This window comes from Amycolatopsis sp. NPDC114478 (assembly GCF_055633805.1).
The window spans coordinates 102,117-115,563 of record NZ_JBVKDO010000002.1 but is presented as its reverse complement, the minus strand read 5'-3'; the positions used below and the strand labels follow the sequence as shown (position 1 = coordinate 115,563).

The 13,447-nt window shown below is 72.3% G+C and carries 8 protein-coding genes; 2 read left to right on the top strand and 6 right to left on the bottom strand.

Going from position 1 to position 13,447, the window contains the following annotated elements:
• Positions 1-50: 50 nt before the first annotated feature.
• From ACZ7OH_RS05165 to ACZ7OH_RS05150, 4 genes are read right to left on the bottom strand one after another with little or no spacing between them, the layout of a single operon-like run.
• Positions 51-860, bottom strand: a complete 810-nt coding sequence (locus ACZ7OH_RS05165) for an FAD binding domain-containing protein (RefSeq protein WP_470279688.1) — start codon at positions 858-860, stop codon at positions 51-53.
• Positions 857-1,327 (bottom strand): (2Fe-2S)-binding protein, encoded by a 471-nt coding sequence (locus ACZ7OH_RS05160; RefSeq protein ID WP_400909132.1) that lies wholly within the window; start codon positions 1,325-1,327, stop codon positions 857-859. The genes ACZ7OH_RS05165 and ACZ7OH_RS05160 overlap by 4 nt, the downstream gene beginning before the upstream one ends.
• Positions 1,324-3,651, bottom strand: a complete 2,328-nt coding sequence (locus ACZ7OH_RS05155; RefSeq protein ID WP_470279687.1) for a xanthine dehydrogenase family protein molybdopterin-binding subunit — start codon at positions 3,649-3,651, stop codon at positions 1,324-1,326. Before ACZ7OH_RS05155 ends, ACZ7OH_RS05160 begins: the two co-directional genes overlap by 4 nt.
• A gap of 43 nt (positions 3,652-3,694) precedes the next feature.
• Positions 3,695-4,447 carry a sulfite exporter TauE/SafE family protein gene (locus ACZ7OH_RS05150; protein WP_470279686.1) on the bottom strand — a complete coding sequence of 251 codons (753 nt, stop codon included), beginning with the start codon at positions 4,445-4,447 and terminating at the stop codon, positions 3,695-3,697.
• Positions 4,448-4,674: 227 nt separating this feature from the next.
• Between ACZ7OH_RS05150 and ACZ7OH_RS05145 the strand changes: the two genes are divergently transcribed.
• Together ACZ7OH_RS05145 and ACZ7OH_RS05140 are read left to right on the top strand one after the other, a co-directional pair.
• The gene (locus ACZ7OH_RS05145; RefSeq protein WP_470279685.1) at positions 4,675-7,710 is read left to right on the top strand and encodes a discoidin domain-containing protein; all 3,036 of its coding nucleotides are present in this window, start codon (positions 4,675-4,677) and stop codon (positions 7,708-7,710) included.
• Between the two features lie 70 nt (positions 7,711-7,780).
• The gene (locus tag ACZ7OH_RS05140) at positions 7,781-8,827 is read left to right on the top strand and encodes a LacI family DNA-binding transcriptional regulator (protein ID WP_470279684.1); all 1,047 of its coding nucleotides are present in this window, start codon (positions 7,781-7,783) and stop codon (positions 8,825-8,827) included.
• Here the strand turns inward: ACZ7OH_RS05140 and ACZ7OH_RS05135 are convergent.
• A complete protein-coding gene (locus ACZ7OH_RS05135) occupies positions 8,770-11,691 on the bottom strand; it encodes a glycoside hydrolase family 3 C-terminal domain-containing protein (RefSeq protein WP_470279683.1) in 2,922 nt (973 codons plus the stop codon). The two genes, ACZ7OH_RS05140 and ACZ7OH_RS05135, sit on opposite strands and share 58 nt — an antisense overlap.
• Entirely contained in the window at positions 11,688-13,394 is a 1,707-nt protein-coding gene (locus tag ACZ7OH_RS05130; RefSeq protein WP_470279682.1) for a discoidin domain-containing protein, read from the bottom strand. The genes ACZ7OH_RS05135 and ACZ7OH_RS05130 overlap by 4 nt, the downstream gene beginning before the upstream one ends.
• Positions 13,395-13,447 lie beyond the last annotated feature (53 nt).

Below are 13,447 nucleotides of genomic sequence, written 5' to 3'. Positions count from 1 at the left end.
TCGGCCGTCGCGATCACCGGCGCCGCGAGGGGCGCCGGTGATCGGCAACGTCAGCTTGCGGACGTCAGCGCACGCCGTGTGAGCACCCGGGCCAAGTGGCGGCGGTACTCCGCCGTCGCGTGGGGCTCGTCCGGCGGGTTCGTGTCCGACGCCGCAAGCGCGGCCGCCGCGGCGATGGACTCCCCCGCCGCCAACGCCGACTCCGTGGCCGTCGCCCGCAGGGGGACGCCGCCCATGTTGACCAGCCCGACCCGGCCGCCGACGACCGCGACCCCGACCATCGCCCAGTCGATCGCGCGGCGGGTGAACTTCTCGAAGCCCCAGCCCATGCCCGTCTGACGCGGCAGCCGGACCTCGATCAGCAGCTCCGTCGGCTCCAGCGGCGTCGTGAACGGGCCCAGGAAGAACTCGGACGCCGGGATCCGGCGCTCACCCGAAGGGCCGCGCGCGACCAGGACCGCGTCCGACGCCAGGATCGCCGCCGGCAGGTCCGCCGCCGAGTCCGCGTGCACCAGCGAGCCGCCGATCGTGCCGCGGTGGCGGACCTGCCGGTCGCCCACCGAAGCCGACACGTGCGCCAGCAGGGGCGCGTGCTCCAGCAGCACCGGGTCCCGCGAAAGGTCGCTGTAACGGGACAACGCGCCGATCACGACGTCGTCGCCGTCGAGGCGGACGTACCGCAGCTCGTCGACCGGGCCGATGTCGACCAGGTACTCCGGGGCCGCCAGCCGCAGCTTCATCAGCGGCAGCAGGGAATGGCCACCCGCCAGGACCTTGGCGTCGTCGCCGTGAGCGGCGAGCAGACCCAGCGCCTCGTCCACTGTGGACGCTCGCTGGTACTCGAACGCAGCCGGGATCACCGGTCCACCTCCTGGCCGGACGCGTCGATCACGGCGCTGACGATGTTGTGGTACCCCGTGCAGCGGCAGAGGTTGCCCTCAAGTCCGGCCCGTACTTCGTCGCGCGTCGGCTTCGGGTTGTCCGCCAGCAGCGACACCGACGCCATGATCATGCCCGGCGTGCAGAACCCGCACTGCAGGCCGTGCTGCTCGCGGAACGCGCGCTGCACCGGGTGCAGCCCACCGTCCGAAGAGGACAGTCCCTCGACCGTCGTGACGGCGTGGCCGTCGGCCTGCGCGGCGAGCACAGTGCAGGACTTGACCGACTCGCCGTCGAGCAGCACCGTGCAGGCGCCGCACGACGTCGTGTCGCAGCCGATGTTCGTGCCGGTCAGCCCGGCGTTGTCGCGCAGGAAGTGCACCAGCAGCGTCCGGTCCGGCACCTCCTCGGCCACCGGGCGCCCGTTGACCTCGATCGAAACCTTCACCGCGCGCTTCCCTTCCCAGCTGTATCAACCGGGGCTTCGCCCCGGGCCGGGGGCTCCGCCACCCGGAACCCCCGAAACGCAGCCTCTTCGAGTGCGGCCCAGACCCGGATCGGGGTCGTGGGCATGTCCAGGTGCTTCACACCGCGGGACGAAAGCGCGTCCACCACGGCGTTGTGCACCGCGGGCGTCGAGCCGATCGTCGCGGCTTCGCCGATCCCCTTGACGCCCAGCAGGTTCCGGTCGGTCGGGGTGGCCATGTCGACCAGCTCGAAGTCCGGCAGCTCGACGGCGGTGATGAACGAGTAGTCCGCCAGCGTCGCGGTGGTCGGGTTGCCGTCTTCGTCGTAGGTCACGACCTCCATGAGCGCCTGCGCGGCGCCCTGGCCGAGCCCGCCGTGGCGCTGGCCGCGGAAGGTCAGCGGGTTGACGATCGGGCCGGCGTCGTCGACGGCGACGATGCGCCGCAGCTCGACCTTGCCGGTCTCGGTGTCGACCTCGACGACGGCGAGGTGTGCGCCGAACGGGAACGTCGGCTTGCCGCCGCCGAACCAGACGTCGGCGGTGAGCTTGCCGCCGCCCGCCGTCTCGGCGACCTGCGCCCAGCTGAGCACCGTGCTCGACGGCGCGCCGCGGACCTGCCAGACGCCGCGCTCGACGTCCAGCTCGAGGTCCTCCGGAGCGGCTTCGAGCAGTTCGGCGGCCAGTTCGCGGGCCTGCGCGATGACCTCGTCGGCGGCCTGGCGGATCGCCGAACCGCCCAGCTGCAGCGACCGGGAGCCGAACGTGCCGACGGCCTTCGGCACCTCGTCGGTGTCCCCGTGGCGAACGGTGATCTTGTCCAGCGGCACGCCGAGCTGGTCGGACAGGAGCATCGCCAGCGACGTCCCGAGGCCCTGGCCGTGCGGGGAGCTGCCGGTCCAGGCGACGACCGAGCCGTCCGGGTGGATGTCGACGCGGCCGCTCTCGCCGCCCGCGTCACCGCCGGTGATCTCGACGTAGGCAGCGATCCCGAGGCCGAGCTCGACGTGGTCGCCCGCCTCCCGGCGCCGCTTCTGCTCGGCGCGCAGCTCGGCGTACCCGGCGGTCTCGAGGACCTTGTCCAGCGCCGCCGCGTACTCGCCCGTGTCGTAGGACGCGCCGGTCGGCGTCTGGTACGGGAACTCGTCGGGCCGGATGAAGTTGGCCCGGCGGACCTCGCCCGGGTCCAGCCCGATTTCGGCCGCGAACACGTCCATGGCGCGCTCGACCGCGGCCGTCGCCTCCGGGCGGCCCGCGCCGCGGTAGGCCGCGATCGGGGTCGTGTTCGTGACGACCGCGCGGCTGCGCGTCTCCACCTTCGGGAACCGGTAGACGCCGACCGCCATCAGCTCGGTCAAGGTCGGGAGGAACAGCGTCCGCGGGTAGGCGCCGGCGTCCTGGACGACGTCGAGGCGGTACGCGAGGACGGTGCCGTCGCGCTTGCCGCCGATGGTCACGGTGTTCTGCTGCGCGCGCCCGTGCGTCATCGAGGTGAGGTTCTCGCTGCGCGACTCGACCCAGCGCACCGGCCGGCCGATCTCCTTGGCGGCCCAGCCGAGGACCGTCACCTCGGGATCCGCGCCGATCTTCGCGCCGAAGCCGCCGCCGACGTCCGGCGCGACCACGCGGACGTTCTCCTCGCCGACGCCGAGGCTCATGGCCACCTGCATGCGGGCGATCTGGGCGTTCTGCGTGGAAAGCCAGAGCGTCAGGCGGCCGTCGTCGCCCCAGGCGCACGACGCGCCGCGGACCTCGAGGGGCGCGGGGGCGACGCGCTGGTTCACGATCGCCTGCGTGACGACGACGTCGCAGCCGTCGAAGATCGACTCGTCGAACTCCTCCGCGCCGTTGACCTGCATGACGTTGCTGCCCTTGTCGGGGTACAGCAGCGTCTCGCCGGCCAGTGCCGCGTCGATGCTCGCGACGGCGTCGAGGGGGTCGTAGTCGATGTCGACCAGCTCGGCCGCGTCGGCCAGCTGGTAGCGCTCCTCGGTGACGACGAGCGCGACGGGCTCGCCGACGTAGCGCACCACGCCGTCGGCCAGCCACGGTTCCTTCACCGGACCCGCGTCGTGCGGATCGAGGCCGAGGTCGGCCGCGGTGAACACACCGAGCACCCCCGGCGCCGCCTTCGCCTCGCTGACGTCGATGCTTTCGATCCGCGCGTGCGCGACCGGACTGCGCACGAACACCGCGTGCGCGGCGCCGGAAAGCGCTTCCTCCCGTAGATCGTCCACGTAGGTGCCGCCCGCGGTGATCAGGTTCTGATCCTCCTGGCGGACCACCCTGGTCCCGACAATGCTCATCTGGTCTCCTGCTCGCCGATACCCCGCCGATCATGCCCTGTTTTCAGGAGAACGCCAGTACCGCCGCGAGCCCCAGGCCGGCGATCCCGATGCCGATGCGCAGCGGCGTGGCGGGCAGGTGGCGCACGAGGGTCGAGCCCAGCCACGCGCCGCCGAGGGAGCCGAGGCAGACGGCGAGGGCGGCCGTCCAGACGACCTTGCCGGTGACGGCGAAGACGATCGCGGCGAGCAGGTTCGCCGAGCCGGTGACCAGGTTCTTCGCGGCGTTCGTCCGGGCCAGCGGCTGGGTCCAGACGGAGACGAGCAGGGCGAGCATGAGCACCCCGGCGGCGGCACCGAAGTAGCCCCCGTAGATGCCGATGAAGAAGGCGGCGACGCCGGTGACCGGGCGCAGGCCGTGGTGTTCGGCGCCTTCGGCCAGGCGGCGCAGCCGTGGACCGGCCATGAGGACGATCGAAGCGGCGCCGATGAGCCACGGGACGATCGCGGTGAAGGCGTCGGACGGGGTCAGGAGGAGGACCAGGCCGCCGCACGCGCCGCCCACGGTGGTGATGACGCAGAGCGGGACGATCTGCTGCCGTTGGCCGGCGAGTTCGGGCCGCGCGCCGGCGGCGCCTCCGGCGGTGGTGCCGAGCATGGCGACGGTGTTGGTGATGTTGGCGGTGACCGGCGGGAGCCCGGCGGCGAGGAGGGCCGGGTAGGAGACGAGCGAGGCCAGCCCGGCGATGGTCCCGGTCAGGCCGGCTCCGACACCGGCGAGGACGAGCAGGAGGAGGATGCCGGGGTCCGTGATCACGTTGTCATCTCAACACGCGCCGCCGGGTCGGCTGCGGTGAGATTGCTCCCACCGCGTCGTGACGAGACCGACGGCCAGCGTGCGACGGCGTCGGCGGTATAGGTCGTTATACGAATTACCCAGGGGCTGTCCGAAACCGGACGAGATCCGGCGGCGGGCTTGCCCCGCCGCGGCGGGGCGTCCCAGAATCCGCGCTGACAAGGTTGTCAGCGAGCGGAGGCCGGACCATGGGCGAGTTGAACCGGCGGAAGGCCCTCGTGGGCGCGGGTGGCGTCGCGGCCCTGCTGGCCTCGGGACTGCTGCCGGGCGTCACGACTACCGCGGCGGCCGCGACGACACCCCAGGGGCCGCCGGACCCCGTCGCCGCCACCTACCTGCGCGTTCTGCTGCGGCACACCCGGTGGGCCGAGCAGCAGTTCGACCAAGCCGCCGGGATCTACCCCGCGAAGGACTTCACCTTCGCCGTCGTCCTCGGGAACGCCCTTCTCCTGATCCGTCCCGGCTACGACGAGACCGTCGCCGGCGTCAGCCGGACAACCCTCAAGACCCACACCCTCGCCACCATCGAGCACTTCGCCGCGTCGAACCTGCTGACCGGCGGCACCGAGTGGGGCCGGAAGCTGTTCTTCGACACCACGTTCCAGTCGTACTTCCTGCTCGCCGCGCGTCTACTGTGGACGGAACTCGACGACGCCACCCGGCAGAACGTCGAGCGCATCACCACCGGGCAAGCCGCCTACACCACCGCGCTCGGCACGAACGACGACCCGGCCTCCGGTGGCTGGACCCCCAACGGCCTCAAGGGCGGCTTCCAAGGCGACACCAAACTCGAAGAAATGGGCGTCTACGCCCAATCACTCGCGCCCGCCCTCGCCTGGGCACCGAACGACCCACGAGCGAAAGACTGGCGAGCAGCCTTCGGCACCTGGAGCCGCAACGAAGGCGGGCTGCCCGCCGCCGACCTCGCCAACCCGCGGCTCGTCGACGGCGTCCCGATCAGCGCGAACACCACCACCAACCTCTACGACACCTTCCTCGTCGAGAACCACGGCTCGTTCGGGCCGCACTACCAGGAAGAGCTTTGGCGCACCTCCGGCCGCAACTCGATGCACTTCCTCGCCGCCGGCACGCCGCTGCCCGAGGTCCTCACCGCCCAGCCGAACGGCGAGCTCCTCTGGCGCACCATGCTGCTCATGACCAGCGACGCCGGCGAGCCGCTGATGCCGATGGTCGCCGACCGGGAACACCTCTACGGCCGGGACGTCATCCCGCTCGCCTTCCGCGCCCAGGTCCTCGGCGACCGCCACGCCGCCTACGCCGAGGCCCAGCTGGCCGCCCGGCTCGAGCCCTACCAGGCCTACGCGCCCGCCGACCGGATCACGAAGTTCTCCGGCGAGCCCAAGTACGAGCCGGAAGCCCGGGCCGAACTCACCATCAGCTACCTCCTCCACGAGTGGCGGGCCGGGCAAGGTCCGGTCAACCCGGTGACCAAGCAGGAGTTCGACGCCCACGCAGCCGGGACCGCCGACTTCGGGACCGGGCCCGGGCTGCTCGCCCACCGCTCCCCCGCCGCCTGGGCGGCCACCGTCACCAAGCCCGGCTTCGTCAAGTTCGCCTGGCAGCCGCACCACGACGACTGGCTCTTCGTCCTCGGCGGCGCGAACCCGATGCTGCTGCCGGCCACGAACATCGCCGTGAAGGAACGCCACGCGAGCACCTACGCGAAGGTCCGCGACGGCTTCGACGGCACCGTCGGCGTCCTCCGCTTCGACACCGGGTACGCCGCTTTCGCCACTCTCCCGACCGGCGCCGCCGTGTACGCCAGCACCGGCGTCGCCGAGGGCGAAGGCGTCCTGAACGTCTACAACCTCGTCATGCCGGGCGTCCCCGGTCTCGACGGCGATCGCACCTACACCGCCGCCGAAGGCTCCGTGACGATCAAGGCGCAGGCCCCGGCCGCCGGCGCCCGCACCGACGACCTGGCGTTCGCCCCGGTCACCGCCCGGCACGTCCGCATGCTCGGCGTCCAGCCCGACCCGCAGTACGGCTACTCCCTCTGGGCCTTCGAAGTCCGCGACGGCGACGGCCCGGACCTCGCGCGCACGGGAACCGCGTCGGCGTCCTCGGCGAGCCCGGGTAAGGAAGCCAAGTACGCCAACGACGGCGACGCCACGACGCGCTGGGCAGTGTCCACATCGGACCGGCCGCGGGCGGACAGCTGGCTCGCCGTCGACCTCGGCGCGGCGAAGACGATCGACCGCGTCCGGCTGAGCTGGGAAGCGGCCGCCGGACGCAAGTACCGCGTCGAAACCTCGCAAGACGGCCTGACGTGGACGACGGCGGCGGCCTACCCGGTGCCCGCGCTCAGCAGCACGAAGGGCCGGCTGGACATCGACGGCCGCGCCGGGATCACCGTCGCCGGCCCGAACCCGCTCACCGTCACCGGCGACCGCGTCACGCTCTCCGACGGCCCGGCCGCCCCGTTCGCCGCCGAGCTGCGTCCCGGCCCGGCGCAGGCGTCCGGCCGGGTCACGTCCGGCGCCGCCGCGGTCGAAGCCACTGTCACCGATGGCTTCCTCGTGCTGCTCAACCTCTCCGGTACCGCGGCGAGCGGCACGGCGGTCCTCCCCGGGGACAAGGGAGAGAACCGGCTGTACCGCGGCGAGCAGACCGTCACCCGGACCGGCACGGAGATCTCCTACGCGCTGGCCGCGGCGGAAGGCCGGATCGAACCGCCGCGGTTCACCGTGCGCGGCCCCGCCGGGCTGAAGGCGGTCGTCCGCGACGCGAGCCGGGTCGACCTCACCGCGCCGGCCGGGCTGCTGCCCGTGCTCGTCACGGTGACCCCGGACGGCGGTCGCGCGCGGCCGGTGCTGCTGCCGCCGCGGCGGACCGTGCCGGTCGTCTTCGGCGACGTCCGCCCCTACCCGCTGCCCGACCGCGCGCTCGGGCGGACCACCTTCCCGGCCGAACCGCTGCCGCCGGGGATGTCCAGCCCCGCCGCGGCCGTCGACGACGACCCGGCGACGGCGTGGCGGCCGGGTCCCAACGGGCGGATGGTCGTCGATCTCGGGGCGGTGACGGCGGTTTCCGCGGTCGAACTGGCCTGGACCCGCGGCCGCGTGCCCGCCGCGACCGTCGAAACCAGCATCGACGGCGTCACCTACGCGACCGCGGACACCGGGCCGGCCCGGTACGTGGCCGTCCGGACGCGCTGGCGGAGCGGCGACGCGAGCCTTTCGCGGCTGTCTGTCCGGACTTGATCGATCGCGCACCGTTCGCGGTGGGTCCCGGGGCGAGTACCTTGGCAGCACAGGGCCCCCGGGAGGACGGATGCGCGTCACGATCGCCGAGGTCGCCCGCCGGGCGCGGGTCAGCAAGACGACCGTGTCGAGGGTGCTCAACAACAAGGCCGATGTGGACGCGGCGACCGCGATCCGGGTGCGCGAGGTGATCGCGGCGACCGGGTACATCCCGAGCGCCGGCGCGGTCGGGCTCGCCCGCGGCGTGACGCGCACGGTCGGGATGCTGGTGCCGGGGCTGACCTGGCCGTGGATGGGCGAGGTGCTGCAGGGCGTCGCCGACGTCGTGGAGGCCAAGGGCTACGGCCTGCTGCTGTCGACGGCCAACCGCGGCGCGGACTCCCTCGACGAGTTCTCCCGCCAGGTGTCGGCGAAGGCGTTCGACGGGCTGCTGCTCGTCGAACCGCCGGACGCGGTGCGGCACCTGCGCGTGCTGCACGACTCCGGGCTGCCGGTGGTGGTGATCGACGACCGCGGCCGGCGGCCCGCGTTCCCGTCGGTGGGCACGGACAACCGGCAGGGCGGCGCGGCCGCGGCCCGGCACCTCCTCGACACCGGCCGCACGCGGTTCGCCACCGTCACCGGGCCGCGCGACTTCGGCTGCACCACCGATCGCCTCAACGGTTTCAACGACGTCGTGCGCGAGGCCGGGCTGAGGCTCGACCCGCGTCTGATCATCGAAGGCGACTTCACGAGCGAAAGCGGGGAGGCCGCGATCCTGCAGCTGCTCGCCACCGGCCCGGAGTTCGACGCCGTCTTCGCGCACAACGACCTCACGGCGGCCGGGGTGCTGGCCGGTCTCCGGAAGTCCGGGCGCGCGGTGCCGGGGGACGTCGCCGTGGTCGGGTTCGACGACATCCCCCTCGCCGCGCACACCCAGCCGGCGCTGACGACGATCCGCCAGCCCCTGCGCGAAATGGGCGAGACGGCGGCCCGGCAGCTGCTCGCCCGGCTGGGTGGGGCACCCCAGCCGGACGAGCCGCTGATCGTCCCGACGTCCCTGGTGATCCGCGAATCGACTCAGGTGACGGTCAGCGCCGCCGACAGCGGGACGTTGCGTGAGGAATCACCGAGGTAGACGCGGTACTGGCCCGCGTTCGCCGTCCACGACCCGGTCCAGTGCGCTAGGTCCCGCGAGGTGAGCGGGAACGACACCGTCTGGCTCTGTCCCGGGTTCAGCTGAACCTTCTTGAACCCCTTCAACTGCTTGGGTGGCTCGCCATTGCCGGCGGGCTGCCCGACGTAGAGCTGGACGACGTCGGCGCCCGCGCGGGTGCCGGTGTTGGTCACCGTCGCCGTCACGGTCGCGGTGCCGTTCGTACCCTGCGGGGTGACGACCAGGTTCGAGAACCCGAACGTCGTGTACGACAGGCCGAAGCCGAACGGGAACAGCGGGTCGAGGTTCCGGCTGTCGTACCACCGGTAGCCGACGTTGAGCCCTTCGGAGTACTCGATCCGGTCGTTCGCGCCCGGGAACTGCTGGACGCTCGCCGTCGGCAGGTCCGCGAGCTGCTTCGGGAAGCTGATCGGCAGCTTGCCCGACGGGTTGACGTCGCCGTAGAGCAGCGACGCGAGGGCGTTCCCGTTCTCCTGGCCCGGGTACCAGCCCTCGATCACCGCGGCCGCCTTGGCCAGCCACGGCATGGTGACGGCCGACCCGGTGTTGAGCACGACGATCGTGCGCGGGTTGGCCGAGGCCACCGCGTCGATCAGGTCGTTCTGCTGGTTCTGCAGGTCGATCGTGTCGAGGTCCTGGGTTTCGGACTCGCCGTAGCTGGCGAACACGATCGCGACGTCCGCGGTGCGGGCCGCCGCGACCGCCGCCGGGATGTTCGGCGTCTGGACGTGCTCGCCGGCGCCGTCCACATAGGACACCGTGACGCCGGACCCGGCCCGGGCCTTGATGCCGTCGATCGGGTTGACCGACGCCGGCGACGGGTTGACCTTGGCGCTGCCGCCGCCGATGTCCTGCGGGTCGATCCCGTCGCCGCCGGACAACGCGATCGACTTCGTCGACACGGTGAGCGGCAGGACGCCGGTGTTCTTCAGCAGCACCGACCCGGCCGCCGCGACGTCCCGCGCGGTCGTCACGTTCGCCGCGTTGGTCACCACCGACGCCGGTGTCCCCCGCCGGGCGCGATCGAAGACGCCGAACCTGAACATCTGCGTCAGCACCCGCCGGACCATGTCGTCGACGCGCGCCTGCGTGACTTCTCCGCGCGAGACGGCGTCGAGCAGGCCCTGGCCGAAGAACGCGCCGCCGGGCATCTCCATGTCGAGCCCGCCGTTGGCCAGCTGCCGGGCCCCACCGGTCGCCGAGCCCCAGTCGGAGCCGACGAACCCGCCCCACCCGGCGTCCTGCTTGATCGCCGTGGTGAGCACGCCGCTGTTCTGGCACGCCGGGACGCCGTTGATCTGGTTGTAGGCGCACATCATCGACGCGACCTGGCCCTGGCTCGCCACCTGCTGGAACGCCGGCAGATACAGCTCGTGCAGCGTCCGGTCGTCGACGATCACGTTGTCCGACGGCGTCCCGCGCGACGCGCCGGCCTCGACGTTGTAGGCCGCCGCGTGCTTGGCCTGCGCCATCACGCCCTGGCTTTGGATGCCCTGGATCGTCGAGGTCCCGGCCGCGCCGGCGAGGTACGGGTCCTCGCTGTAGGTCTCGAAGTTGCGGCCCCACCGCGGGTCGCGGACCAGGTTGATCGTCGGGCCGAGGGCGATGTCGACGCCCTTGCCCGCGAACTCGGCACCCATGGCGCTGCCGTACCGGTTCATCAGGCCGGTGTCCCAGGTCGCGGCGGCCGACACCGGCGCCGGGAACTGGGTGACGCCGTCGAGGCCGTCGCCGACCCCGGCGGGGCCGTCCTGCAGGCCGAGCGCCGGGATGCACAGCTCCGGCACCGCGTCGGTGTTGCCGATGTACGGCCCGGTCGCGCCGTTGCCGTGCAGCACCTTCACCTTCTGCTGGGCCGTCATCACGGCCATCAGCTGGGTGACGCGGTCGGCGACCGGCGCCGTGGACCCCACCCACGGGCAGCCACCGGGATTGGTCGGCGTGGTCGTCGGCGGGGCGCTGTCGGACGTGTGGACGGCGAACTCCCACAGCGAGACACCCCACTGGGTCGCCCGCGCGGTGGCGTTCAGCCGGACGTACCTCGCGGTTCCGCTCACCGCGGGGTGCTCGGTACCGCCTGCCCCGGCCACGGTCGCCGCCGTCGTCCACGACGTGCCGTCCGTGGACAGCTGGATCGTGTACGCGCTCGCGTACGCCGTCTCCCACGTCAGATCGACGCCGCAGACCGGGCGTGCACTGCCCAGGTCGACCTGGATCCACTGCGGATCCGCGGCCAGGCTCGACCAGCGCGTCCCGCCGTCCCCGTCGAACGCCGCCGAAGCAGGGAAGGCGTCGGACTGGACGCTGGAGGCCGTCGCCGGTTGCCGCAGCGCGGTGTTCGCGCTGCCGCACGCCGGGGCCGAACCGTCGCCGAACACCTGGAACTCCCACAGCGACACGCCCCACTGGGTGGCCCGCTGGGTCGTCGTCAGGCGGACGTACCGGCCGGTGCCGGACACCGGCAGCGTCTGCGTGCCGCCGGTGCCCGTCGTCGTCGAGTACACAGTGGACCACTGGGTGCCGTCGGCCGACGCCTGGAGCGTAAACGCCTTGGCGTAGGCCGCTTCCCACTGGAGCACGACCTGGTTGAGCGTGTGCGACGCCCCGAGGTCGACCTGCAGCGTCTGCGGGTCGGCCGCCAGGCTCGACCACCGGGTGCCGGGATCGCCGTCGACCGCGGCGGACGCCGGGAACGCGGCGCTTTCGGTCGACGACGCGGTCACGGCGTGCCCCTGCGAGAGCAGCGCCGGGGCCGCCTGGGCGGTGAACAGCGGCACGGTGAGCAAGCCCACCGCGACCACGGCGCCGAGGGCCAGCCGCTTCACTGGTACACCCGGACGTAGTCGATCACCATGTCCTGCGGCAGCACGGTCCCCGCTCCCGGCGGGCCGGGGAAGTCGCCGCCGATGGCGTTGTTGAGGATCAGGAAGAACGGGTGGTCGTACACCCACGGCCCGCGCGTGCTCTCGACCGTGTCGCGGTTGATCGTCTCGAACGCGTTGCCGTCGACGTAGAAGGTCATGTGCGACGCGTCCCAGTCGAGACCGAACTTGTGGAAGCCGGCCGAGACGTCCTGGCCGAGGTCGAACGGCGCGCCGATGCCACCGGCGCCGTTGTACGCCGGCGCGTGGATCGTCGAGTAGGCGAGGTTCGGCGACTTCCCGACGTGCTCCATGATGTCGATCTCGCCGCAGTTCGGCCACGGCGTGCCTTTGAAGAAGTTGGCGCCCAGCAGCCAGAACGCGGGCCAGAGCCCCTGCGTGCCGGACACCTTGATGTTCGCCTCGACGTGCCCGTAGGTGAAGCTGAACTTGCCCGCGGTGTTGATCCGGCCCGAGGTGTACTGGCAGGTGCCGCTGCCGCTGACCGGGTCGACCGGGCACGCGCTGCCCGGCGTGGCTTCGCGGCGGACCTGGATGACGAGGTTGCCGTGGCCGTCCTGCTTGGCGTTGTTGTTGTTCGTGTAGTACTCGAGCTCGTTGTTGACGCCGGGACCGGTCTCGGCGGTCCACTTGCTCGCGTCCGGGGCCGCACCGGCGGCGCCGTTGAACTCGTCGCTCCAGACCAGCGTGCCCGGGAAGTGCGGGGCCGGCGGGGCGGGCGGCGGCTGCGTCGGGTTGCCGCCGGTGCCGTAGACGTCGAAGCCCCACAGCGAGTAGCCGTAGCCGTTGGAGCGGGCGGTGCCGTACATCCGGACATACCGGCCGGAACCGTTGACGGTCAGCGTCTCCTTGAAGCCCTTGCCGGTCGTGGTCGAGTAGATCGACGTCCAGTTCGCGTTGTCGTTCGACACCTGGATCTGGTAAGCGACCGCGTAGGCCGGGTCCCACTGCAGGACGACCTGGTGGATCGCGGCGGGCGCGCCGAGGTCGACGCTGATCCAGCCCGGGTCGACCCAGCCGGTGGTCGCGCTGGTCGCCCAGCGCGTGGCCGGGTCGTGGTCGAACGCCTTGGCCGGGACGCAGCCGGGGCAGGCGCCGTCGTCCTGGTATGAGGAGGCCGTGCCGGACTTGCCGTAGGAAAGCAGGACGTCACCGGGCTGCGTCGTGCCGCCCCCGCCGTAGACCTGGAACTCCCACAGCGAGTAGCCGTACTGCGTGGCGCGCTGGGTGCCTGTCAGCCGGACGTACCGGCCGCTGCCGGTGACGGTCAGCGTCTGGTTGCCGCCGGTCGCGGTGGTGGTCGAGTAGAGGGTGCTCCAGGTGGCGCCGTCGGCGGACGCCTGGATCGTGAACGCCTTGGCGTAGGCGGCTTCCCAGTTCAGCACGACCTGGGACAGCTGCTGGGTGGAGCCGAGGTCGACCTGGAGGTACTGCGGGTCGCTGAACGCGCTGGACCAGCGGGTACCGGGGTCGCCGTCGACGGCGGCGGACGCGGGGAACGCGGCGGACTCGGTCGAGGACGCCGTCACCGGACGGCCTTGGGAGAGCAGGACGGGCGCGGCCTGCGCCACCGGCGCGGTGAGCAGGGCGGCCAGGGTCAGGGCGAGGACGGCGAGAACCCGGATCCTCGACATGCGGCGTTGCATGGGCACCTCCACGGCGAACCGGCGCCGGGACGGCCTTGCCCCGGCGCGGATCG

What these genes read in the sequence shown, in the direction of transcription:
- ACZ7OH_RS05140 (WP_470279684.1), top strand. Translation starts at nt 7,781, where the DNA reads ATGCGCGTCACGATCGCCGAGGTCGCCCGCCGGGCGCGGGTCAGCAAG.
- ACZ7OH_RS05130 (WP_470279682.1), bottom strand. Translation starts at nt 13,394, where the DNA reads ATGCAACGCCGCATGTCGAGGATCCGGGTTCTCGCCGTCCTCGCCCTG.
- ACZ7OH_RS05155 (WP_470279687.1), bottom strand. Translation starts at nt 3,651, where the DNA reads ATGAGCATTGTCGGGACCAGGGTGGTCCGCCAGGAGGATCAGAACCTG.
- ACZ7OH_RS05145 (WP_470279685.1), top strand. Translation starts at nt 4,675, where the DNA reads ATGGGCGAGTTGAACCGGCGGAAGGCCCTCGTGGGCGCGGGTGGCGTC.